Below are 22,729 nucleotides of genomic sequence, written 5' to 3' on the forward strand. Positions count from 1 at the left end.
AATCATCTGGAACTGAAGTTCGTGCCAAAACTGCCCGTCATGCTGAACTTGTTTCAGCATCCACCGCGCCCCACCGGCGATATAAGGTGTTGCACGGTGGACCCTGAAACGAGTTCAGGGTGACGGCATTGTTTTGAGGCGCACTTCGGCTCCATGACGTAGTAACTATCTATATAAAACAATAATCTGGGGAGTTTTTCATGCGTCCGCTTCGATTGATCGCCGTCGTTTCCACCCTCGCCATCGGCACGGCGCTGGCCACCGTCGCGACAGGCAAGCCGCAAGTCGCGGCACCGACGGCGGCGGCGGCGAGCAAGCCCCAGATCGGCAGCTATGGCTTCGATGCGGCGGGCATGGGTACCGATGTTGCGCCGGGCGATGATTTCTTCGGTTATGCCAATGGCGGCTGGCTGAACACGACCGCGATCCCCGCCGACAAGCCAAGCTACAGCGCGTTCGATGTGTTGCAGGACGTGTCGCAGCAGCGCACGCTCGGCCTGCTCGAAGAAGCGGCAAAGGACCCGCAATCGAAGATCGGCAAGGCCTATGCCGCCTATCTCGATACCAAGACGATCGAGGCGAAGGGGCTTGCCCCGATCATGCCGTGGCTCGCGCAGATCAAGGCGCTGAAGTCGAAAGCGGGCTATGCGGCGCTCGCGGCGCAGGCCGACAAGAACGGTGTGGGCGTGCCGTTCGGCAGCGGGGTTGGCACCGATTCAAAGCAACCCGATACCTATACCGTCAATGTACGGCAGGGCGGGCTGGGCATGCCCGATCGTGATTATTATCTGAGCAGCGATGCCAAGCTGGTCGAGGCGCGGACCGCCTATCAGGCGCATATCGCCAAGATCATGACGCTGGCGGGCGAACCCAATGCCGAAGCGCGCGCTAAGGCGCTGGTCGATTTCGAAACCGAGATTGCCAAGGCACACTGGACGCGGATCGAAAGCCGCGATGCCGACAAGACCTATAACAAGATGCGCGTTGCCGATCTGCAGACGATGGCGCCGGGCTTCGATTTCGCCGCCTATTTCGCGGGCGTCGGCACACCCGTTGACACCGTCGTGGTCGGCCAGCCGACCGCGATCGCCAAGATGGCGGCGCTGATCGCGGCAACCCCGCTTGAAGTGCTGAAGGATCAACTGATCATCCGCTCGTTCGACAGCTTCGCCGATGTGCTGCCGGAGCGTTTCGACGCCGCCAATTTCGCCTTTTCGGGCACGGTGCTGCGCGGGACGCCCGAGCAGCAGGTGCGCTGGAAGCGCGCGGTGAACTGGACATCGGCTGCGGTGACTGACGAGGTCTCCAAAATCTATGTTGCGCGCTATTTCCCGCCCGAAACCAAGGCGGCAGTCGATCAGCTCGTCAAGAATGTGCTGGCGGCAATGGATGCGCGGATCGAGAAGCTCGAATGGATGTCCGCCGAAACCAAGGTAAAGGCGCACGCCAAGGTCGCCGCCTTCACGCCGCGGATCGGCTATCCGGACAAGTGGCGCGATTATTCGGCGTTGACGATCCGGGCCGGTGATGCATTCGGCAACAAGCTGCGCGCGAACCAGTGGGCGCATAGCTATAACACCGCCAAGCTCGGCAAACCGATTTACCGCTGGGAATGGGGCCTCGCCCCGATGACGGTGAACGCACAGGCGAACCCGACGCTGGTCGCGATAACTTTCCCCGCCGCGATCCTGCAGCCGCCCTTTTTCGATCCCAAGGCCGATCCGGCGGTCAATTATGGCGGCATCGGAGCGGTGATCGGGCATGAAATCAGCCATCATTTTGACGATCAGGGATCGAAATATGACGCGACCGGCAAGCTCACCCAGTGGTGGACCGATGCCGATATCGCTGCGTTCAAGGCCCGCACCGGCCAGCTTGTCGCGCAATATGATGCCTATGAGCCGCTGCCCGGTTTCAAGGTGAAGGGCGGGCTGACGCTGGGCGAGAACACCGCCGATCTCGCCGGGCTCTCCGCCGCCTATGATGCCTATCACGTTTCGCTTGGCGGCAAGGACGCGCCTGTAATCGACGGGACGACTGGCGACCAGCGCTTCTATCTCGGCTGGGCGCAGGTCTGGCGCCGCAAGCACCGCGAGGCTGACTTGCGCAACCGGCTCCTCACCGATCCGCACGCACCCGGCCCGCAGCGCGCCTGGATCGTCCGCAATCTCGATCCCTGGTACGCGGCATTCGCGCCCAAGGACGGCCAGGCGCTGGTGCTGAAACCAGAAAGCCGCGTTCGGATTTGGTGAGTCGAACGGACGGTGCATGCGCTAGTCGCTTGACGCTGTCATAAGGCGCGCCAAAGAGGGGGGATGGCCAGCATTCCGTCACCTTCGGCACCCACCGCGCCAAGTGTGCGCATCCCGGCGCTGATTGCGCTCGGGTGCGGCGTGGCGGCGGCGCTGGTGATCCTCGCGCTGCTGCGCGATCCCATCTTCGCGGCGGGGTTTCTGGCGGCGTCGATCGTGCTGGTGGGCGCAGTGGTGCTGATCCGGTCGGCAATTGCGCCAGCGGTGGCCGTCGAGCCCAATGTCGACTGGTCGGTCGCGCGCGCGCTGGCGGGCGCCAGCCCCGATGCGGTGGCGGTCACCGATCGTGCGGGGCGGCTGATCTGCGCCAATGATCGGTACGAGGCAGTGTTCAGCGGCTACCCCACGCCACCCAATCTGCCGATCGGCGAGGCGGGCGTCGCCGCGCTGGCGGCGGCCGGACGCGCGGCATGGCGCGACGGGCAGGCGCAGGTCGACCGGCTGATGATCGACGCCGGGCCAATCGCTGCGCATATCGAGCAAGCTGGACAAGCCGAAGACATGCTCGTCTGGCGGTTTGCGGGGGCACTGGGTGCCGATCTTGCCACAACGATCGAGGCGATGATCGCCGGGCCGATTGGCAACCGGCTCGCTGCCAGCGGCATCATGGCTGCGCTGATCACCGCCGAAGGGCGCATCCGCAGCGCCAACCGCGTGTTTCGCCTGCGCGCGATGGGGCATGAGGAAGGCGCGATTGCAGGCCGCGATTTCGCCCGGTTCCTGATCACCGACGGGCAGGGCATGGTCCGTTTCGAGCGGGAAGGGCAGGCCGGCACGCCGCTGCGCGTCGTGCAGATTCCGTTTATCGAGGGTGAGGATGCCCCGCTGCTCGTCGCGCTGCTCGATGAGGAGGAAGCCGTCGGCCCCGCGATCGGGGCGGGGGCCTCCGCCCATATCCGCAGCCTCGTCTCGCTGATGCCGTTCGGGATCGCGCTCATCGATCGCGAGGGGCGGTTCCTGCAGATGAACGACGCGTTCGTTCGCGCCGCCGATGTCGATCCCGCCGCACCCCCGCTCTACCCGGGCGACTTGGTGGTGCGTGAGGACAAGGCCGCGGTCGCCGATGCCGTGCGGCGCTTCGCGGGCGGCGCGACCCACAGCACCGACATGGCGGTGCGGTTGCGCGACCGGCCCGACGAACCCGTTGCCCTGTCGATTGCGGGCGCGCGCGGACTCGGCGAGGCGGCGGTTTTGATGAGCCTGAAGGACAATAGCGAGGAAAGCCGCCTGAAGCGCGAAGTGGCGCAGGCGACCAAGATGCAGGCGGTTGGCCAGCTCGCAGGCGGTGTCGCGCATGATTTCAACAACATCCTCACCGCGATCATTGGCCACTGCGACCTGATGTTGATGCGCCATTCGCCGGGTGACAGCGATTATGACGACATTCAGCAGATCCGCGCCAATTCGAACCGCGCGGCGAGCCTGACCCGGCAGTTGCTCGCCTTTTCGCGCCAGCAAACGCTGCGTCCGCAGATCCTGCAGCTACCCGATGTGATTTCCGAAGTCTCCAACCTGCTCAAGCGCCTGCTGGGTGAAACCGTGACGCTCACCGTCACGCATGGCCGCAATCTGGGGCCGGTCCGCGCCGATCCGGGGCAGCTTGAACAGGTGGTAATGAACCTCGCGGTCAATGCGCGCGATGCGATGCTCGGCAAGAACGGGCAGGGCGGTGGCACGCTGACCATCCAGACGCTGACTGTCACCGCCGCCGACGTGCGCGCAATGGACTCCGAGATCCTGCCCGTCGCCGATTACACAGCGCTGAAAATCTCCGACACTGGCACCGGCATTCCACCCGAGATTCTGCCCAAGATCTTCGAGCCCTTCTTTACCACCAAGGAAGTCGGCAAGGGCACCGGGCTCGGGCTTTCGACAGTGTACGGCATCGTCAAGCAATCGGGCGGCTACATCTTTGCCGATTCAAAGCCCGGTAAGGGCACGGTGTTTACCATCTACCTGCCGGTGCATACTGCCAGCGCCCCCGCCAAGCCCGTCGCAGCGACACCTAAGGCGAAACCCGGCGACCTGTGGGGCAGCGGCACGATCCTGCTGGTCGAGGACGAGGATATGGTGCGCGCCGTGGCCGAACGCGCGCTGACGCGGCAGGGCTATACTGTGCTGACGGCCGAACATGGCGAGGCGGCGCTCGATTTGCTGGAGGTGCACCCGCGCCCCGATCTGCTGATCTCTGACGTGATGATGCCAATCATGGATGGCCCGACAATGGTCCGCCGCGCCCGCGAGCGTTACCCCGACCTGCCGATCCTGTTCATGTCGGGCTATGCCGAAGAGCAACTGCGCAAATCGATCGACCTCGATAATGTCGCCTTCCTCGCCAAACCTTTTTCCGTGCAGCAGCTGGCCGAGGCCGCGCGCGATGTGCTTGCGGCGAAATGACGCTTGGCGTTGCGCCCCAACTAGGCTCTAAGCGCGCCCCATGCCTGTTACTGCCATCCTTGTCGTCGAAGACGAACCGCTGATCGCCATGATGATCGAGGATTTCCTCGACATATTGGGCAAGCAGTTGATCGGCCCGGTCGATTGCGTCGCCGACGGGCTTGCCGCGATTGCGCAGGGCGGCATCGATGCGGCGATCCTCGACGTCAATTTGCGGGGCGGCGAGACGAGCGAAGCCATTGCCGACGCGCTGACGGCGGCGGGCGTGCCGTTCGTGTTCGCCAGCGGTGGCAGCGGTAATGGCATCCCGGACCGGTTTCGCGAATGCCCCGTGTTGCCCAAGCCCTTCACGATGGCCGGGGTGGAACAGGCACTCGCCGCGCTGGGGTGACTGGCTAAAGCCTACCGAGACATCTCCCGCTCGCCCTGAGCGAAGTCGAAGCCTGCCCTGAGCGCCTGCCTTGCAGGCAGTCGAAGGGGGCAAGCGCATGGCTTGGGCTTCGACTTCGCTCAGCCTGAACGGAGGTAATTCTAATCAACCTAGAATCACGACGACCTAAGCCGTCCGCTCCGGCACTGCTGCCGCATCCTCTACCAACGTGGCCCGTGGTGCGACTGCTTCCCACGGAAACACGAACCAGTCCTTGGTCACCGCGCGGTCGATCGTCTCGGCGTGGTATTCGACGCGCTGGGCCGAGCGGATATTGTCGATCAGCGTCGCAAAGCGGATGCTGCCTTCCGCAGCGCCCTGATCGGCCAGGATCGTCCGCAACCGGCCGATCGTCCCACCGGTGTCGTTGATGTCATCCACGAACAACAGTCTGTCGCCATTCCGGGTACGCGCGGCAAGCCGGGCAAGGGCGCCATCGGCAAATTCCTCGACCTGGCTCGAATAATCGACTGACAGCATCGGCAGCCCGCAAGCGTGGCTGAGGAAGGTCGCCGGCACCAGCCCGCCGCGCCCGATGCCGATCAGATAGGATGGCACCCAGCCGTCGGCGCCGATCAGTGCAGCCAGCGTCATGACGTGATCGACAAAGCGTTCATGTGGGATTGGCGTGAAGATGGGCATTACTGCGCCTCCGCATAACGATCGAGCTTGGCCAGATGCACCGCCACCGCGTCGTGCGGCAGGAATGAACCGAGAAAACTGTTCCGGGCCAGCATCACGAGATCTGACCGTGACAGGTTCCGCCCCGCTGCCGCCGCGCGGTAGTTATCGGCGATGTACCCGCCAAAATAGGCCGGATCGTCCGAATTGATCGTGGCGCGAAGCCCCGCGTGCAGCATCGCATCGATCGGGTGGGCCGCCATATTGGGCACCACGCACAATTTCAGGTTGGACAGCGGGCAGACCGTTAGCGTCATGCCGCTCCGCGCCAGCCGTGCTGTCAGCACGGGATCCTCCAGGGCACGGTTGCCGTGATCGAGCCGATCGATGTTGAGCACATCAAGCGCCTGCCACACATAATCGGGTGGCCCTTCCTCGCCCGCATGGGCGACGCGTTTCAGCCCCATCACCCCTGCTGCCGCAAAGACACGCGCGAATTTTTCGGGTGGGTGACCGACTTCGGATGAATCGAGGCCGACCCCCGCGATCCGATCGAGCCAGGGATCGGCTGCCTTTAGCGTCGCAAAAGCGGCATCCTCGTCAAGATGACGCAGGAAGCACAGAATCAGCTTGGCCGTCATCCCGTGTTTCGCTTCGGCGGCCGCCATGCCCGCCAGCAACCCGTCGGCGACGACCTGGAACGGAATTCCGCGATCGGTATGCGTCTGCGGATCGAAGAAAATCTCGGCATGCACCACGCCGTCCGCCGCCGCGCGATCGAAATAGGCCAGCGCGAGATCGTGGAAATCCTGCTCGGTGCGCAGCACGTCCGCGCCTGCATAATAGATATCGAGGAAATCCTGCAGCCGCGAAAAATCATAGGCCGCACGGACTTCCTCAACCGTGGTGAAGGGGATCGACACCCGATTGCGCCGGGCAAGGTCAACCATCATCTCAGGCTCCAGACTCCCCTCAATATGCAGATGGAGCTCGGCTTTCGGCAGGTCGGTGATGAAGGTGTTGAGATCGGTCATTGCGCATCATCGCCAATGCGGGCGCAAGGGGCAAGCCGACTGTCGTGTCTTGCGGGGGAGGGCGCGTGCCGGGTTCAAGAAAAGATTTTGTTCGCGCGGAGGCGCATAGGGCGCGGAGGGGTTCCGCAGCGCCATGCGCGTAGTGCTTTCATCATAAACGTTTGCGAACGCAGCGGTGCTGCCGCGATCTGCACCCACTCTTGTCCCTTCTTCTCCGCGCCCTCTGCGCCTCCGCGTGAACAAAATCTTCCCTACTCCTCCCAACCTGATTGCCGGACAAAGAATTGTAGCGAGCGCTACGTTATGCTACAGGCTTGGTACCACTATCGGAGATCAGCTTTGTCCAACTCTGTTTCCAGCACCCACATCGCGCCACTATCCCACCGTCAGATCGCTATCTCGACCCTCCTCGGTATCGCCCTTTGGTTCCTGGCAGCGATCATCCTTCGCGCCGTGGGGCCCATGGGGGCACTCGACGGAACGGCTAGGGCGATCACCTTTGCGCTGATTTTTCCCGGCACGGTGCCGTTCGTCTATCTGCTGCGTTGGGCAGCGCAGTTGGTGGGGGATCAACTGCTGATGGGTATCGCAATCGGCACGATGGCCGCCGCCTTTTGCGATGGTATTGCGCTCAGCTGGCTACCGTCGTTGTATGGTGACGGGGTGGCCCAGTTGGCCGGATCGGGTGCGACCATTTTATGGGGCATTGGTGTGGTGCTGTTGCTGGCGCTAATCATCGGCAGGCGCGGGGCAAAATAATTTTTGTTCCCCTCTTGTTCAATAAGAACATTGCAAGTACACAAGCGCTACGCATTGCCCATCCGGCATGTTCGGTCTAGCGACGGAGGCTTCCAATGGCAGCACAATTGAAGGTCATCGACAGCAAAATGGCGGTATCCACAGACAAGGCAGCAGCCGAGCGCGCAAAGGCGCTCGATGCGGCCCTCGCACAGATCGATCGTGCCTTTGGCAAGGGATCGGCGATGAAGCTCGGCTCGAAGGAGACGATGCAGGTCGAGGCGATTTCGACCGGTTCGCTTGGGCTTGATATCGCGCTTGGCGTTGGCGGTTTGCCGCGCGGCCGGGTGATCGAGATTTACGGTCCCGAAAGCTCTGGCAAGACCACGCTTGCACTGCACGTGATCGCCGAAGCGCAGAAGAATGGCGGCACCGCAGCCTTTGTCGATGCCGAACATGCGCTCGATCCTGTCTATGCCAAGAAGCTGGGCGTCAATATCGACGAACTGATCGTGTCGCAGCCCGATACGGGGGAGCAGGCGCTGGAAATCGTCGACACGCTGGTCCGCTCGAACGCAATCGATGTGCTTGTGGTCGATTCGGTCGCGGCATTGGTACCGCGCGCTGAAATCGAAGGTGAAATGGGCGACAGCCATGTCGGGCTACAGGCGCGCCTGATGTCGCAGAGCTTGCGCAAGCTCACCGGGTCGATAAGCCGTTCGCGCTGCATGGTGATCTTCATCAACCAGCTCCGCATGAAGATCGGCGTGATGTACGGCAATCCCGAGACGACGACGGGCGGCAATGCGCTCAAATTCTACGCCTCGGTCCGCCTCGATATTCGCCGCACCGGCCAGATCAAGGACCGCGAAGATATCGTCGGCAACACCACCCGCGTGAAGGTGGTGAAGAACAAGGTCGCGCCGCCGTTCAAGCAGGTCGAATTCGATATCATGTACGGCCAGGGCATTTCGAAGATCGGCGAAATCCTCGATCTCGGCGTCAAGGCCGGGCTGGTCGAGAAATCGGGCGCCTGGTTCTCCTATGACAGTGTCCGGATCGGTCAGGGCCGTGAAAACGCCAAGACCTATCTCTCCGAACATCCCGACATGGCCGATCGGCTCGAACAGGCCATCCGCACGCGCACCGACAAGGTTGCCGAGGAAATGATGGCCGGCCCGGAGCCGGATGCCGACGACGATATGTGAGCTTCCCAGCGGCGTCTTCGCCCTGCGAAACCGCGCCGCAACAACTGGAAAGGCCCGCCCGCGTCGGCGGGCCTTTCATGTTTAGGCCCGCGTCGGCGGATCTTTCATGTTTGGCGATTTGAGCGGGCGGGAGTGGGACTGCGCTTTTTTTAGCAGGTCGTCACTTTCGTCAATTTTCGCAGGGGTCGTGGGTGCAGGGTTTAACGGGGTCGACATCTCGGTTCGTTGGGCTAGCCTGACCCGAACGCAGGAGCGCATCCCATGACCATTATCGTCCATCACCTCGAAAACTCGCGCTCGCAGCGCATCCTCTGGCTGCTTGAAGAGCTTGGGCTGCCCTATGAAATCAAGCGCTACGAGCGGAACAAGAAGACGTTTCTCGCGCCGCCCGAGCTTAAAATGGTCCATCCGCTCGGCAAATCGCCGGTGATCGAGGATGACGGGGTGGTTGTCGCGGAAACCGGGGCAATCGTCGAATATCTGATCGAAAAGGCCGATGGCAGGATGGGGCCTGGGCATCACCGCGATTCGGTGCTGCGCTACCGCCAGTTCATCCATTATGCCGAAGGATCGATGATGCCGCCATTGTTCGCGATGCTTGTCGTCGGGCGGATTCCGCTGTTCGGCAAGGCAGCACTCAAGCGGCTGACGCCGATGTTCGATGTCCACCTCGATTACCTCGAAGCCGAACTCGCCTCGCGCTCGTGGTTCGCCGGCGATGAGATCAGTGCCGCCGATGTGATGATGAGCTTCCCGCTCGAAGCCGCCCGCGCCCGCGCCGGACTTGGCGCGTCGCGCCCGGCAACGATCGCCTGGCTCACCAAGATCCACGCCCGCCCCGCCTACCAAACCGCCCTCGCCAAGGGCGGGCCATACGCCTATGCCTGATGAGGCAAGCCCGCTACCGGTCGTCACTTGGAAATAAAACTGTCCCGCTCGGGCGTGACGGGCGGTAGGATCGGCCGCACATCGGGTTCGGCCTCGGCCGGATTGTCGAGCTGCCCCTCCCACCGTGCCACGACCACGCTCGCCACGGCGTTACCGACTACGTTGGTTGCGGTCCGACCCATGTCGAGGAACTGGTCGACCGCGAGGATAAGCAGAATGCCCGCCTCCGGGATGTTAAACTGCGCCAGCGTACCGGTGATGACGACAAGGCTGGCGCGCGGCACCCCGGCAATCCCCTTGCTGGTGATCATCAGGATCAGCAGCATCTGGATCATCGTACTCCAGCTGAGATCGATGCCATAAGCCTGGGCGATGAAGATCGATGCGAACGTCATATACATCATCGATCCGTCGAGATTGAACGAATAGCCCAGCGGCAGCACGAAGCTGGCGATCTTAGGCGGCACGCCGAACCGGTCGAGCGCATCGAGCGTGCGCGGATAGGCGGCCTCGGACGATGCGGTCGAAAAGCCGAGCAGGATCGGATCGCGCAGATAGCGGATCAGCGTGCCGGTGCGCGAACCGATCACCAGGAAACAGGCACCGAGCAGGAAGAGCCACAGCACGAAGAGCCCCAGGTAAAAGCTACCCATGAAGATCGCGAGATCGCCGACGATTTTGACGCCATTAGTCGCCAGCGCCTTGGCGATCGCGCAGAACACCGCGATCGGTGCGAACAACATCACATAACCGGTGACGGTCAGCATCACCGCGACCAGCGCCTCAAGCCCGCGCACCAGCGGCGCACCAGCTTCCCCCACGGCGGCCAAGCCGACGCCGAAAAACAGCGAGAAAACGACGAGTTGCAGGATGTCGTTGGTCGCCATCGCATCCAGCGCGCTGGTGGGAACGATATGGATCAGGAACTTGGCAAGATCGAACGCCGATCGATCGACGCCGCTCGAGGCATCGACTGCAGGCAGCGCAAGGTTCACGCCGACCCCGGGCTGGAGCAGATTGACCATCAACAGGCCCAGCGTCAGTGAAACCAGGCTGGCGCTGACGAACCACAGAAATGCCTTCAGCCCGATCCGCCCGATCGCGCTGCCGGTGCCCATATGCGCAATCCCGACGACCAGGGTGGAAACGACAAGCGGCGCGATGATCATCTTGATCAGGTGCAGGAACATTTGCGTCGGAATGTCGAGATAATAGGCCGCGTCCTTCAGCCGCGCGACGCCCTCCGGCGTGCCGCTCCAGCTGGCATTGAGCGCCCAGCCGAGCAATCCGCCCAGCACCAGCGCGCCCATGATGTACCACGTCAGTCGCTTGCCCACGCATAATCCCCTGCAGTCAATGCCACGATAGCGAAGGGGATTGTGTCGTCCGGGTCAAGCACTTCGCTTGAAGTGCGCACCGATCCAGACCGCCGCCTGGTGCCCAGCGCGGGGGGGATTGCCGCGGCAGGGGTGCGCGCCGTATCGCTAAGCTTGCCCTTCGGAGACTGCCATGCTCATGTCGCGCCGCCAGTTGATCGCCGCCACTGCCGCGCTGCCGCTCTTGGGCGTGCCAGCATTGTTGCGCGCTGCCGAGCCCGATCTGTCGGCGCTCAGCGACCTCACCACCGGCACCGCGCCGATCAGCACCGCCGAACGACAGGCCCGTATCGCTCGTGCGCAGGCGCTCATGCGGGCGGCGGGCATGGGCGCGGTGCTGGTCGAACCGGGCGCGAGTCTCACCTATTTTACCGGCGTGCGTTGGGGCCGCAGCGAGCGGCTGACCGCGGCGATCATCCCGGTCGAGGGCGATCCTTGCATCGTTACGCCATTCTTCGAGGAACCCTCGATCCGCCAATCGCTCGCCATCCCGGCCGAGGTTCGGGTGTGGCAGGAAGATCAGAACCCGCTGGAGCGAGTCGCCGGCTTCCTGCGCGACCGCCAGCTGGCGGGCCAGCCCGTCGGGATCGAGGAGACCGCGCGGTTCTTCGCCTTTGATGGCCTCGCCCGTGCGCTGCCATCGGCCAGGCTCGTATCGGCCAATCCGGTCGTGCGCGGCTGCCGGATGATCAAAAGCGCGGCCGAAATCGCGCTGCTGCAGGCTGCTGCCGATGTCACCATGGCCGCCTATCGGTGGACGCACCCCCGAATCGAAGCGGGGATGACCCCGGCCCAGATCGGCGCGCTGATGACGTCGGCGACCCGCAAGCTGGGCGGCAATCCCGAATTCGCGCTTGTGCTGATCGGCGAGGCGGCCGCCTATCCGCACGGCAGCAGCGCGCCGCAACGGGTGGCCGACGGCCAGATCGTGCTGATGGATTGCGGCTGTACGGTGCAGGGTTATCAGTCGGACATCTCGCGCACCTTCGTCCATGGCACCGCCACCGCAGAGCAGCATAAGGTATGGAGGGATGTCGCGCGCGGCCAGCAGATCGCAAACGCAGCGGCCCAGATCGGTACCCCTGCAGGCGCCGTCGATGACGCGGTTCGACGGTTCTACGAGGGCGCAGGCTATGGCCCCGGCTATAAACTGCCCGGCCTGTCGCACCGGACTGGCCACGGCATCGGCATGGACGGGCACGAACCTGTCAATCTGGTCCACGGCGAAGCGACCCCGCTCGCGGCCGGCATGTGTTTTTCGAACGAACCCGGCCTGTACCTACCCGGCAAGTTCGGCGTCCGGCTCGAGGATTGTTTTCACATGACGCCCGCCGGACCAAAATGGTTCAGCGTGCCGCCGACCAGCCTCGAGCAGCCGATTGGGTGACGACAATGCGTTGGCTTGCCTATTTCATGTCGTTTGCTGCCTATGTCGCCGCCACGATAGCGATTTCCCACGCCGGAAACTTTGGTGCGGAGCTTACATGGGCAGTCGCCGCAATGCTGATGTTTATCGTTACGCTTATACACGAACTCGGCCATGCCGTGGCAGTCAGCAAGCTGGGTGGCTCCCTCCACAAGATCGTGGTCTTTCCGTTTCAGTTTGACGTCAGGCGACGGCGATTCGGTATGGTGACGGGTCGGCACAGTGGCGATATCGGCGGCTTTGTCGCTTACTCGCTCGACCGCATTGAGACATCCAAGCGGCATATCATCATTGCCGGGGCGGGGCCGGCGGCCAATATCGCAACTGCCGCCTTGGTAATGCTTTGCTGGGCTCTCGTTACACAGGTCCCGGCGCGCACCGTCGACTTTACCTTTCCACCATCCGGGTCGCTCGACGGCAATGAGCTTTCCGGATCGAGCATTGTCCCTTTGCAGCCTGAAGGGCACATCGCCGAGTCCTGGACGACTGCGTTCGTGATTCTCTCGATATCTGCCGGCCTTTGCAACTTGCTGCCATTTGCGGGCAGCGACGGGTCTCAAATTGCCCGAAGACTGCGCGGATCGAACAGGGCGGCCAAATGAACTGAAGCGGGCGGAGTGCCGTGTCCGCTCGCAAACGCTGAAACGACACGGATGAGGGTCGCGGGATAAAACTCGCCGCTACCTTGGCGGTATTGGGGTCTGCTCTATCGTGGACGCTTTCCAGCAATTCGAGTGCAGCTTCGTCGACACTCGATATGGGCGCCCAACCGTTTCACTTGAGCAAGACGCGTCAGCGCCCTAGATCAGCATCATGACACCAACGAACGACATCCGCCGCAGCTTTCTCGACTTCTTCGCCGGTGAAGGGCATGCGCGCGTGCCTTCCGCGCCGCTGGTACCGCATAACGACCCCACGCTGATGTTCGTGAATGCGGGCATGGTCCCGTTCAAGAACGTCTTCACGGGTCTGGAAACGCGACCCTATATCACCGCGACATCGAGCCAGAAATGCGTCCGCGCAGGCGGCAAGCATAATGATCTCGACAATGTCGGCTATACAGCGCGGCACCATACCTTCTTCGAAATGCTCGGCAATTTCTCGTTTGGAGATTATTTCAAGGAACGCGCGATCAGCCTGGCGTGGAACCTGATCACGCGCGAATGGGGCATTGATCCCAACCGGCTGACGGTCACCGTCTATCACACCGATGAAGAGGCGTTTGACCTGTGGCGCAAGATCGCGGGCCTGCCCGAAAGCCGCATTATCCGCATCGCCACCAACGATAACTTCTGGTCGATGGGCGATACCGGGCCTTGCGGGCCGTGCTCCGAGATTTTCTACGATCACGGTGATCACATTCCCGGGGGGCCGCCAGGCAGCCCCGATGAGGATGGCGACCGCTTTGTCGAGATCTGGAACCTCGTGTTCATGCAGTTCGAGCAATCGGCGGACGGCACGCGCACGCCCTTGCCGCGCCCCTCGATCGATACCGGCATGGGGCTGGAGCGGATCGCCGCCGTCATGCAGGGCGTGCCCGATAACTACGATACCGATACGTTCAAGGCGTTGATCGCCGCATCGAGCGCGCTCACCCACACCCCCTCGACCGGCGATACCCAGGCGAGTCACCGCATTATCGCTGATCATCTGCGCACCAGCGGCTTTCTGGTCGCAGATGGCGTGTTGCCGGCCAATGAAGGCCGCGGTTATGTGTTGCGCCGGATTATGCGGCGCGCGATGCGGCATGCACATCTGCTAGGGGCGAAGGACCCGTTGATGCACCGGCTGGTGCCTGCGTTGGTGACCGAAATGGGCGCGGCCTATCCTGAATTGCTGCGGGCTCAACCGCTGATCGAGGCGACGTTGGCGCAGGAGGAAACGCAGTTTCGCCGCACGCTGACCAATGGGCTTAAACTGCTCGACGAAGCGACAGCGGGAATGTCGGCTGGGGCGACACTGCCCGGTGAAACCGCGTTCAAGCTCTATGACACCTATGGCTTTCCGTACGATCTGACCGAGGATGCACTGCGGGCGCAGGGTTTCGGCGTCGACCGCGCTGGGTTCGATACCGCGATGGCCGAGCAGAAGCGTGCCGCGCGCGCGGCCTGGAAGGGATCGGGCGAGCGCGCCTCCGACGATGTCTGGTTCGATATTGCCGAGGAAGCGGGCAGCACCGAGTTCACTGGCTATACCAGCGATGTCGGCGAGGGGAGCGTGATCGCACTGCTGAAGGACGGCGTTCGCGTCGACCGTGCGGGCCCCGGCGAGGTAACGATCCTGACCAACCAGACGCCGTTTTATGCCGAAAGCGGCGGACAGATGGGCGACGCGGGGACCATAACCGGCGATAACGGCCTGCGCGCGGTGGTACGCGATACCGTCAAGGCGGTCGGACGTTTGCATGCGCACAATGCCGTGATCGAGGCGGGCGAGATCGCGCAGGGCGACAGCATTCATCTGGCGATTGACACCGATCGGCGGGCGCAGATCCGCGCGAACCATAGCGCTACCCACTTGCTGCACGCGGCGCTCCGCGCGCGGCTTGGCGGGCATGTGAGCCAGAAGGGCAGCCTTGTTGCGCCGGATCGGCTGCGGTTCGATTTTTCGCACCCGACCGCGCTGAGCGCTGCCGAGATTGCTGATATCGAAGCCGACGTGAACCGCCAAATCCGCGGCAATGCGACGGTCACGACGCGGCTGATGACACCCGACGATGCGATTGCCGCAGGCGCGATGGCGTTGTTCGGCGAAAAATATGGTGATGAGGTCCGCGTTCTCTCGATGGGGGCGCTTGCCGATGCGGCCTATTCGGTTGAGCTGTGCGGGGGGACGCATGTGAACGCGCTCGGCGATATCGCGCTGGTGAAGATCGTGGCCGAAGGTGCCGTTTCGAGCGGTATTCGCCGCATCGAGGCGCTGACGGGCGAGGCCGCACGGCTTTGGCTCGCCGATCGGGATGAGAAACTGCGCGAGGCGGCAGGCGTGCTGAAGGCATCACCCGATGAAGTGCCCGCGCGTGTGGCGGCACTGGTCGAGGATCGCCGACGGTTGGAACGCGAACTGGCGGAGGCCAAGAAGGCACTCGCGCTTGGTGGGGGCGGTGGTGCGGCTCCGGCGGGACCCGAACAGGTCGGTGGCGTGAGCTTTATCGGTCAGGTGATCGACGGGCTCGATCCCAAGGGCCTGCGCGGCGCGGTGGATGATGTGAAGGCGCGGATCGGATCGGGCATTGCGATGATCGTCGCGGTGAATGATGGTCGTGCCTCGGTCGCAGTCGGGATCAGCGACGATTTGGTCGCGAGCCATAACGCCGTCGATCTGCTGCGCGTAGCCGTCGCGGCGCTGGGCGGGCAGGGCGGTGGCGGCCGGCCCGATATGGCGCAAGGTGGCGGACCGGATGGTGACAAGGCGGCCGAGGCGGTAACGGCGGTGCGCGCAGCGCTAGAGGCGATGACGGCGACGGCCTGATCGCGTTCACTTCCCTATTTTAGCGGAGCAAATGATGGAAAAGCCAATCGAGACGTTCCGCGCAAGCACCGGCCGCTGGCTGATCGGTAGCCTGGCGGGGCTTGGTACCTTGCTGCTGTGCCTAGTTGGGGTCGGGCTGGTCATCATCGCGCTGCGCTGGCTTCAGAACATCGCCACCAGCTACGAGCTGACCGATCAGCGGCTGATTATCCGCACCGGCATTTTCAACAAGAAGACCGATGAGATCGAGCTGTACCGGGTGAAGGACGTGACGGTCGCGTATTCGCTGATCAACCAATGGGCCGATATCGGCGCGATCAGCATCACCTCAAGCGATCCGACGACTCAGGGCGGCACATTGGTGCTTCGCGACATCCCGCGAGCGCGCGCGATCCGCGAGGAATTGCGCACACTGGTCGATCAGGCGCGCCAGACCCGCCGGGTGCGCGAGTTGGATGTCGACCACGGTATTTGATTGGTAACGCCGCCGCTGGTGTTAGCGCGAAAAGATCGAATTGCTGCCGGATTCGACCATCCAGTGGAAGAACCGCACCACGCCGGTGATCAGCGCCGTGCTGTAATTACCGCCGGTGATCGCATAATCGGTGGCGACCAGGATCAGCGTCAACGCAACTAGGGCCTTTATCATCATGGCCCGAGAAATGCGCGCCGCCCGTTAAGCGGTGGTCACCAACTTTGGTGAATGGTGCGCTGGCGATCTTTGCCGATCAGGGTGGGTCGATCAGCCGGGGGGCGTGCGATCGCGCAGGCGCCGGAAACGCGGCGTGCGATCAATCCCGGCAACGCGCTTGATCTCTTTGCGCAGCTCGTCACGCTTTTCGTGGATTGAGGCGATCACCGGGCCAACTGCGATCCCCATGTCGGTCAGCACGGCTTCTGACAATTGTAGCGAGCTTTCGAGCGTTTCGGGCACTGCGTCGGTTACGCCGACCCGGTAGAGTTCAGCTGCATGATCGACATCGCGGGCGCGGGCGACGATCGTCAGGTTAGGCACCCAGGCACGGACCCGTTCAGTCAGCTTCACCGTCAGCACGGGATCATCCATCGTCAGGATCAGCGCATTGGCACGGCCAAGGTTGAGCCGGTCGACGAGTTCGGAGCGGGCAACATCGCCGAAGATGATCGGATAGCCTTCCCGCCGCGCCGCCATCACCGTATCGATATCAGCCTCGACCGCGACATAGGCCTGGCCGTGGACGGTGAGCATATCGGCCACCATGCGCCCGACCCGGCCGAATCCGATGATCACTGCACCCGGCCCTTCAGGCGGGATCGCGACGTCAAGCGTGCCGCCGCCACGCCGTTCGATGCGCTGCGCGGTCTGCCGACCGATCCAGGCGAGCAGCGGTGTTAGCGTCAGGCCCAGCGCCGTGACCGTTTGCCAGTAACTTGCCGTCGCGGGCAGAATGAGTTGCGCCTGAGCGGCGGCACCCAGCACGATCAGCGTGGTTTCAGACGGACTGCCCATCAACAGCCCCGTTTCGGCGGCGATGGCATTGCGCTGCCCGTTGAGCTTCAGGAGCCCAGCGGTGACGACAGCTTTGACCGCCACGACACCGATAAGTCCGGCAAGCAGCGCCCACCAGTTCTGGAACACCATCTGTAGATCAAGGCTCATGCCCACGGTGATCAGGAAGACGCCGAGTGCCAGTCCGCGGAACGGCGCCGTCATCACTTCCACTTCGCTGCGATAATCAGTTTCGGCGATCAGCAGCCCGGCCAGCAAGGCGCCGACGATCGGAGAGAGGCCCGCCGCTGTCGTCGCCAGGCTGGCGACAATCACTACGAGCAAAGATGCAGCGAGGAACAGTTCTGGGCTCTTTGTACGAGCAGCCTGCGCGAACAGGCGCGGCAGCAAAACGCGCCCGCCAGCGAAGATCGCCGCAATGGTCAGGATACCGCCAATGATCAGGCCGATCACCGATGCAGCGCCGCCCGCCGATCCGGGGCCGAGTGCCGCGATAATGAACAACAACGGTACCAGCGCCAGATCTTCAAACAACAGCATCGCAAATGCGGCGCGACCGATCACGCTGGCCGCCCCGGCGATTGGCAGCACCAACGCGGTGGACGATAGCGCCAGCGCCAGCCCCAGCGTAATCGCTTGCGGCCAAGGCTGGCCGAACAACTTGATCGCCACGCCGATCAAGAGCCCCGTCAGGATCATTTCTGCGGCGCCGACACCGAACACATCGGTTCGCATCGACCATAATCGCTTGAACGACAGCTCAAGACCGATTGAAAACAGCAGCAGGATGATGCCGAATTCGGCGAAAGGCTCGATTGAGGCTCGGTCAGTGATCGTGAAATGGTAAAGCCACGGATGATCGCCCACCAGCCGCCCGAGCCCGCTGGGCCCCGCCAGCACGCCGACCAGAATAAAGCCGATGATTGGGCTGATTCTGGCGCGGGTGAACGCCGGAATCACAAGCCCAGCCGCCCCCAAAATGACGAGCGCGTCCGAAAAACCGGTATTTTCTAGGCCAATGGGCATCCAACCACTTAGCCCGATGGCGATGGGATTGTCAGCCCTGAACGCCCATCGCGGTTTCCAGGTTCAGGCGGACCTGTTCAAAGAACTGCTCGGTTGTCATCCATGGCTGGCTGGGGCCGATCAGCAGCGCCAGATCCTTGGTCATATGGCCGTTCTCGACCGTTTCGATACAGACGCGCTCAAGCGTTTCGGCAAAGGCGGTTACCTCTGGCGTGCCATCGAACTTGCCGCGATATTTCAGGCCACCAGTCCAGGCGAAGATCGATGCGATCGGATTGGTCGAGGTTGCCTTGCCCTGCTCATGCTGGCGGAAATGGCGGGTGACGGTGCCGTGTGCTGCTTCGGCCTCGACGGTCTTGCCATCCGGGGTGAGCAACACGGAGGTCATCAGGCCGAGCGAGCCGAAGCCCTGTGCGACCTGATCCGACTGCACGTCGCCATCATAATTCTTGCACGCCCAGACGAATTCGCCGTGCCATTTGAGCGCGGAGGCGACCATGTCGTCGATCAGGCGGTGTTCGTAAACAATGCCTGCTTCCTTGAACTTATCCTTGAATTCGCTTTCGAAAACTTCAGCAAACAAATCCTTGAAGCGGCCATCATACGCCTTCAGGATCGTGTTCTTCGTCGACAGATAGACCGGCCATTTCAGGTTAAGGCCATAATGCATCGACGCGCGGGCAAAATCGCGGATCGAATCATCGAGATTATACATCGCAAGCGCGACGCCGGGCGACGGGAACTGGAACACCTCGCGGTCGATCACGGTGCCGTCATCGCCTTCGAACACCATGCGCAGCTTGCCGGGGCCGGGGACGAGGAAGTCGGTCGCACGATACTGATCGCCGAAAGCGTGGCGACCGACGACAATCGGGTGCGTCCAGCTCGGGATTAGGCGCGGGACGTTCTTGATGACGATGGGTTCGCGAAAAATGGTGCCGCCCAGGATGTTGCGGATCGTGCCGTTGGGCGATTTCCACATTTTCTTGAGGTCGAATTCCTTCACCCGATCTTCATCGGGGGTGATCGTCGCGCATTTCACGCCGACGCCGTATTTCTGGATGGCGCGGGCCGATTCGACCGTGATTCGATCGTCAGTCTCATCACGCTTTTGAATGCCGAGGTCGTAATATTCGAGATCGATGTCGAGATAGGGAAGAATGAGGCGCTCGCGGATCCACTGCCAGATGATCCGGGTCATCTCGTCGCCGTCGATTTCAACGACGGGCGTCTTCACCTTGATTTTCGCCATCGATGTCTTGCCTGTTCTCGGGGAGGGAATATCAGCGCCGTCTAGGATGAAGGCTGGCCGTGATCAACCTCTCGTGCGGCGCTTTCGCGCCTTTGGGGCTGATTCGGCTGCCCGCATTGAATTGCTGCAATGCGCAATGTAGTACGGTCACATGGCATCACCCGAAAAATCGCCACCCGAAGCGCCGATCGTCACCTGGCGCATCCCCGATGTTCATCCCGAAGGGCGCAAATATGTGCTGATCGCGGCGGCAGTTGCGCTGCTGTCGCTGGTGATCTGGGATTTCGTCACCTGGCCGCTGATCGGGCTGACGATTTGGGTCGCCTTGTTCTTTCGCGATCCCGTGCGGGTGACGCCGCAGGGCGATGATTTGATTGTGGCACCGGCCGATGGCCTGATCACGATGATTCAACGGGTTCCGGTGCCCGTCGAGCTCGCCGGGGAAAACGCCCTTGGCTCCGAGCCGCTGGTGCGCGTTTCGATATTCATGAGTGTGTTTGATGTGCACATCAATCGTACCCCGATCGCCGGGACCATACGCCAGGTCATTTATATTTCAGGCAAATTCTTGAATGCTGATCTTGACAAGGCGAGCGAAGAGAATGAGCGCCAGCACATCGTTGTTGAAGGGCGCGACGGTCGGCTGATCGGGTTCACCCAGATTGCCGGGCTAATCGCGCGGCGGATCGTCGGTTTCGTGAAGGCGGGCGACATGGTCGCCTCCGGGCAGCGGATCGGCTTGATCCGGTTTGGCAGTCGGGTGGACGTTTATTTGCCCGATGACGTTGCCTGCCAGGTGATTGTCGGCCAGCGCAGCGTTGCCGGGGAAACAATCCTTGGCCGTGTCGGCGGCAAGACGCCGACCGGGATCGCGCAGTGACGGCATGACGGGCACGCCGCGTCGACCGGTACGTGGCCTTCCTCTGCGCGCGGTGGCTCCCAATGCAGTAACCGCACTGGCGCTGTGTTCGGGGTTGACCGGTATCCGGTTTGCGATTTCGGCCGATTGGCAATTGGCCGTCACGATGATCATGATCGCCGGCGTGCTTGACGGCCTCGATGGCCGAATCGCGCGGATGGTGCGCGGGGAAAGTCGGTTCGGTGCAGAGCTCGATTCGCTGTCCGATGCGATTTCGTTCGGCGTCTCGCCCGGCCTGATATTGTACCTTTGGGCGCTCCATGATCTCCCGCAACTTGGCTGGCTGAGCGCCCTCGTTTACGCAGTTTTCTGTGCGCTTCGCCTCGCGCGCTTCAACGCCGCGATCGACACGACGGATCAGCCGCATAAATCAGCCGGATTTCTAACCGGAATCCCGGCGCCGGCCGGGGCAGGTCTGGCGATGCTACCCTTATATCTCTGGTTCTGGACCGGCGAGGGTGTTTTTCGATCGGCCTGGATCGTCGCGCCGTGGGTCGCGTTTGTTGCCGTACTGATGGTATCCAGCATCGCCACATTTAGCTGGTCATCGCTTCGTCTGCGCAGTTCGGTGCGTTTCGAGGCAATCGCCGTGGTTGTGCTGGTCGGTGCGGCACTCGTATCGGCCCCTTGGCCGACCTTGACGGCGGTTTGCGCTGTCTATCTCGTCTCGATGCCCTTCAGTATTCGAAGCTATGGGCGCATCAAGCGGCAGCGCGCTGCGCCATTGTCGCGGGACGAGCATTTGCCATAACCGGCCGCATCCGACGTGGATCGGGACGATACACAGCTTGAGTCGACCCTGCACCGTGCGACGTGTCGGTCGTCAAAATCGCAACGATCCGGGGCATCGCCGGAACCAGCGTAGCGGCCATCACAGCAATCACCGCGACCATGGCCGCCACAAACAAGACAAGGCTGATCAACGATATCATCATCAAACCACTCCGCAGGTTTCAAAAACCCTGATCGCCTAACGTGCAGCCAAGGATTTCCGTTCCGTGTACGCTCTAATATCCCTATATGTTCCACTAATGTTCATATTGTCAAGGGTGATTCCTGGCCTTGATCTGATCGCCGGTCTGGGCTAAGCGCCGCGCCTCAACCCCGCATGGGAAGCGTACATCACCGGTGTCTGCCCGGGCCTTGGCCTGTTCGGATATTTGCTTCCCAGAGGACAAACCGGAAAGGAAATACCTATGGCGGCACCAGTCGTCACCATGCAGCAATTGCTCGAAACAGGCGCGCATTTCGGCCACCAGACTCACCGCTGGAACCCGAAGATGAAGCCCTACATCTTTGGCGACCGCAACGGCGTCCATATCCTCGATCTCTCGCAGACCGTTCCGTTGTTTGCACGTGCGCTCGAATTCGTCGCCGCGTCGACCGCATCGGGCGGCAAGGTTCTGTTCGTCGGCACCAAGCGCCAGGCGCAGGAGCCTGTGGCAGACGCAGCCCGCCGGTCGGGCCAGCATTTCGTGAACCATCGCTGGCTGGGCGGCATGCTCACCAACTGGAAGACGATTTCGGGTTCGATCAAGCGCCTGAAGACGCTCGAGGAGCAGCTGTCGGGTGACACCACCGGTCTCACCAAGAAGGAAGTGCTTCAGCTGACCCGTGAAAAGGACAAGCTGGAACTGTCGCTGGGCGGCATCCGCGACATGGGCGGCATTCCTGACGTGATGTTCGTGATTGACGCGAACAAGGAAGAGCTGGCGATCAAGGAAGCCAACACACTGGGCATCCCCGTCGTCGCGATTCTCGATTCGAACGTCTCGCCCGATGGCATCGCTTTCCCGGTACCCGCCAACGATGACGCGAGTCGGGCGATCCGCCTGTACTGCGAAGCGATTGCGATCGCCGCGACCCGCGGTGGCCAGCAGCAGCAGGCGCAGAGCGGCCGTGATTTGGGTGCGATGGACGAGCCACCGGCTGAGGAAGCACTGGCTGTTCCGGCAATCGAAGAGGCAGCAGCTGAGCCCGTCGTTGAGATGGCTGCCGCTGATTTCGAGCCCGAGCATGCCGCCGCCACGACCGAACCCGAGGCAGCTGCCGAAGGCGAGCGTCAGCTCGACGCCTGAGCCCGGACACCGGAGCCCCGGCACCTGAGCGTAGCGTCGCTGAACTGAAATATGGACGGGGTAG

General features: G+C 62.5%; 19 protein-coding genes. 13 read left to right on the forward strand and 6 right to left on the reverse strand.

Annotated features, from left to right (window positions below; translation table 11 throughout):
• Positions 1 to 200: 200 nt before the first annotated feature.
• The 3 genes from B7Y49_RS11635 (at position 201) to B7Y49_RS11645 (ending at position 5,100) form a co-directional block, all read left to right on the forward strand.
• Positions 201 to 2,252, forward strand: a complete 2,052-nt coding sequence (locus tag B7Y49_RS11635; protein WP_374127760.1) for a M13 family metallopeptidase — start codon at positions 201 to 203, stop codon at positions 2,250 to 2,252.
• Positions 2,253 to 2,315: 63 nt separating this feature from the next.
• On the forward strand, positions 2,316 to 4,709 hold the full coding sequence (locus B7Y49_RS11640) for an ATP-binding protein (RefSeq protein WP_374127761.1): 2,394 nt from the start codon (positions 2,316 to 2,318) through the stop codon (positions 4,707 to 4,709).
• 40 nt (positions 4,710 to 4,749) lie between these two features.
• Positions 4,750 to 5,100 (forward strand): response regulator, encoded by a 351-nt coding sequence (locus B7Y49_RS11645; RefSeq protein WP_374127762.1) that lies wholly within the window; start codon positions 4,750 to 4,752, stop codon positions 5,098 to 5,100.
• Positions 5,101 to 5,265: 165 nt separating this feature from the next.
• Here B7Y49_RS11645 and B7Y49_RS11650 read toward each other — a convergent pair whose 3' ends face one another.
• Together B7Y49_RS11650 and B7Y49_RS11655 are read right to left on the reverse strand one after the other, a co-directional pair.
• Positions 5,266 to 5,781 (reverse strand): phosphoribosyltransferase, encoded by a 516-nt coding sequence (locus B7Y49_RS11650; protein WP_374127763.1) that lies wholly within the window; start codon positions 5,779 to 5,781, stop codon positions 5,266 to 5,268.
• Complete coding sequence (locus tag B7Y49_RS11655) at positions 5,781 to 6,794, reverse strand: adenosine deaminase family protein (protein WP_374127764.1); 1,014 nt, start codon at positions 6,792 to 6,794, stop codon at positions 5,781 to 5,783. Before B7Y49_RS11655 ends, B7Y49_RS11650 begins: the two co-directional genes overlap by 1 nt.
• Before the next feature lie 339 nt (positions 6,795 to 7,133).
• Between B7Y49_RS11655 and B7Y49_RS11660 the strand changes: the two genes are divergently transcribed.
• The 3 genes from B7Y49_RS11660 to B7Y49_RS11670 all read left to right on the forward strand — a co-directional run bounded on the left by B7Y49_RS11660 (position 7,134) and on the right by B7Y49_RS11670 (position 9,628).
• Positions 7,134 to 7,553: a hypothetical protein gene (locus tag B7Y49_RS11660; protein WP_374127765.1), complete on the forward strand. Its 420-nt coding sequence runs from the start codon at positions 7,134 to 7,136 to the stop codon at positions 7,551 to 7,553.
• A gap of 95 nt (positions 7,554 to 7,648) precedes the next feature.
• Complete coding sequence (gene recA, locus B7Y49_RS11665; RefSeq protein ID WP_374127766.1) at positions 7,649 to 8,740, forward strand: recombinase RecA; 1,092 nt, start codon at positions 7,649 to 7,651, stop codon at positions 8,738 to 8,740.
• 261 nt (positions 8,741 to 9,001) lie between these two features.
• Entirely contained in the window at positions 9,002 to 9,628 is a 627-nt protein-coding gene (locus B7Y49_RS11670) for a glutathione S-transferase family protein (RefSeq protein WP_374127767.1), read from the forward strand.
• Positions 9,629 to 9,651: 23 nt separating this feature from the next.
• Here the strand turns inward: B7Y49_RS11670 and B7Y49_RS11675 are convergent, their stop codons facing one another.
• A complete protein-coding gene (locus B7Y49_RS11675; RefSeq protein ID WP_374127768.1) occupies positions 9,652 to 10,965 on the reverse strand; it encodes a dicarboxylate/amino acid:cation symporter in 1,314 nt (437 codons plus the stop codon).
• A 172-nt stretch (positions 10,966 to 11,137) separates the two neighbouring features.
• Between B7Y49_RS11675 and B7Y49_RS11680 the strand changes: the two genes are divergently transcribed.
• The 4 genes from B7Y49_RS11680 (at position 11,138) to B7Y49_RS11695 (ending at position 16,376) form a co-directional block, all read left to right on the forward strand.
• Positions 11,138 to 12,391: a M24 family metallopeptidase gene (locus B7Y49_RS11680; protein ID WP_374127769.1), complete on the forward strand. Its 1,254-nt coding sequence runs from the start codon at positions 11,138 to 11,140 to the stop codon at positions 12,389 to 12,391.
• Positions 12,392 to 12,417: 26 nt separating this feature from the next.
• Positions 12,418 to 13,032 (forward strand): site-2 protease family protein, encoded by a 615-nt coding sequence (locus tag B7Y49_RS11685; protein WP_374127770.1) that lies wholly within the window; start codon positions 12,418 to 12,420, stop codon positions 13,030 to 13,032.
• A gap of 211 nt (positions 13,033 to 13,243) precedes the next feature.
• A complete protein-coding gene (gene alaS / locus B7Y49_RS11690) occupies positions 13,244 to 15,901 on the forward strand; it encodes an alanine--tRNA ligase (protein WP_374127771.1) in 2,658 nt (885 codons plus the stop codon).
• A gap of 34 nt (positions 15,902 to 15,935) precedes the next feature.
• Positions 15,936 to 16,376 carry a PH domain-containing protein gene (locus B7Y49_RS11695; protein ID WP_374127772.1) on the forward strand — a complete coding sequence of 147 codons (441 nt, stop codon included), beginning with the start codon at positions 15,936 to 15,938 and terminating at the stop codon, positions 16,374 to 16,376.
• 21 nt (positions 16,377 to 16,397) lie between these two features.
• On the opposite strand, the gene B7Y49_RS11700 is transcribed toward B7Y49_RS11695, so the two are convergent.
• From B7Y49_RS11700 to B7Y49_RS11710, 3 genes are all read right to left on the reverse strand, one after another.
• Positions 16,398 to 16,550 (reverse strand): hypothetical protein, encoded by a 153-nt coding sequence (locus tag B7Y49_RS11700; RefSeq protein ID WP_374127773.1) that lies wholly within the window; start codon positions 16,548 to 16,550, stop codon positions 16,398 to 16,400.
• A 93-nt stretch (positions 16,551 to 16,643) separates the two neighbouring features.
• Positions 16,644 to 18,416, reverse strand: a complete 1,773-nt coding sequence (locus B7Y49_RS11705; RefSeq protein ID WP_374127774.1) for a cation:proton antiporter — start codon at positions 18,414 to 18,416, stop codon at positions 16,644 to 16,646.
• A 31-nt stretch (positions 18,417 to 18,447) separates the two neighbouring features.
• Positions 18,448 to 19,668 carry an NADP-dependent isocitrate dehydrogenase gene (locus B7Y49_RS11710; RefSeq protein ID WP_374127775.1) on the reverse strand — a complete coding sequence of 407 codons (1,221 nt, stop codon included), beginning with the start codon at positions 19,666 to 19,668 and terminating at the stop codon, positions 18,448 to 18,450.
• 151 nt (positions 19,669 to 19,819) lie between these two features.
• Here B7Y49_RS11710 and B7Y49_RS11715 point away from each other — a divergent pair, with 151 nt between their 5' ends.
• The 3 genes from B7Y49_RS11715 (at position 19,820) to rpsB (ending at position 22,665) form a co-directional block, all read left to right on the forward strand.
• Positions 19,820 to 20,548: a phosphatidylserine decarboxylase gene (locus B7Y49_RS11715; protein ID WP_374127776.1), complete on the forward strand. Its 729-nt coding sequence runs from the start codon at positions 19,820 to 19,822 to the stop codon at positions 20,546 to 20,548.
• Positions 20,549 to 20,552: 4 nt separating this feature from the next.
• Positions 20,553 to 21,338 (forward strand): phosphatidylcholine/phosphatidylserine synthase, encoded by a 786-nt coding sequence (locus B7Y49_RS11720; RefSeq protein ID WP_374127777.1) that lies wholly within the window; start codon positions 20,553 to 20,555, stop codon positions 21,336 to 21,338.
• A gap of 445 nt (positions 21,339 to 21,783) precedes the next feature.
• The gene (rpsB, locus tag B7Y49_RS11725; RefSeq protein WP_374127778.1) at positions 21,784 to 22,665 is read left to right on the forward strand and encodes a 30S ribosomal protein S2; all 882 of its coding nucleotides are present in this window, start codon (positions 21,784 to 21,786) and stop codon (positions 22,663 to 22,665) included.
• Positions 22,666 to 22,729: the final 64 nt, after the last annotated feature.

The sequence above is a fragment of the Sphingomonas sp. 28-62-11 genome (assembly GCF_002278865.1).
In the GTDB taxonomy this organism is placed as follows: Bacteria; Pseudomonadota; Alphaproteobacteria; order Sphingomonadales; family Sphingomonadaceae; genus Sphingomonas.

Excerpts from the sequence above, each read along its gene's own strand:
- B7Y49_RS11635 (WP_374127760.1), top strand. The coding sequence starts at position 201 with ATGCGTCCGCTTCGATTGATCGCCGTCGTTTCCACCCTCGCCATCGGC.
- B7Y49_RS11640 (WP_374127761.1), top strand. The coding sequence starts at position 2,316 with ATGGCCAGCATTCCGTCACCTTCGGCACCCACCGCGCCAAGTGTGCGC.
- B7Y49_RS11645 (WP_374127762.1), top strand. The coding sequence starts at position 4,750 with ATGCCTGTTACTGCCATCCTTGTCGTCGAAGACGAACCGCTGATCGCC.
- B7Y49_RS11650 (WP_374127763.1), bottom strand. The coding sequence starts at position 5,781 with ATGCCCATCTTCACGCCAATCCCACATGAACGCTTTGTCGATCACGTC.
- B7Y49_RS11655 (WP_374127764.1), bottom strand. The coding sequence starts at position 6,794 with ATGACCGATCTCAACACCTTCATCACCGACCTGCCGAAAGCCGAGCTC.
- recA (WP_374127766.1), top strand. The coding sequence starts at position 7,649 with ATGGCAGCACAATTGAAGGTCATCGACAGCAAAATGGCGGTATCCACA.
- B7Y49_RS11670 (WP_374127767.1), top strand. The coding sequence starts at position 9,002 with ATGACCATTATCGTCCATCACCTCGAAAACTCGCGCTCGCAGCGCATC.
- B7Y49_RS11680 (WP_374127769.1), top strand. The coding sequence starts at position 11,138 with ATGCTCATGTCGCGCCGCCAGTTGATCGCCGCCACTGCCGCGCTGCCG.
- B7Y49_RS11685 (WP_374127770.1), top strand. The coding sequence starts at position 12,418 with ATGTCGTTTGCTGCCTATGTCGCCGCCACGATAGCGATTTCCCACGCC.
- alaS (WP_374127771.1), top strand. The coding sequence starts at position 13,244 with ATGACACCAACGAACGACATCCGCCGCAGCTTTCTCGACTTCTTCGCC.
- B7Y49_RS11695 (WP_374127772.1), top strand. The coding sequence starts at position 15,936 with ATGGAAAAGCCAATCGAGACGTTCCGCGCAAGCACCGGCCGCTGGCTG.
- B7Y49_RS11700 (WP_374127773.1), bottom strand. The coding sequence starts at position 16,550 with ATGATAAAGGCCCTAGTTGCGTTGACGCTGATCCTGGTCGCCACCGAT.
- B7Y49_RS11705 (WP_374127774.1), bottom strand. The coding sequence starts at position 18,416 with ATGCCCATTGGCCTAGAAAATACCGGTTTTTCGGACGCGCTCGTCATT.
- B7Y49_RS11710 (WP_374127775.1), bottom strand. The coding sequence starts at position 19,668 with ATGGCGAAAATCAAGGTGAAGACGCCCGTCGTTGAAATCGACGGCGAC.
- B7Y49_RS11715 (WP_374127776.1), top strand. The coding sequence starts at position 19,820 with ATGGCATCACCCGAAAAATCGCCACCCGAAGCGCCGATCGTCACCTGG.
- B7Y49_RS11720 (WP_374127777.1), top strand. The coding sequence starts at position 20,553 with ATGACGGGCACGCCGCGTCGACCGGTACGTGGCCTTCCTCTGCGCGCG.
- rpsB (WP_374127778.1), top strand. The coding sequence starts at position 21,784 with ATGGCGGCACCAGTCGTCACCATGCAGCAATTGCTCGAAACAGGCGCG.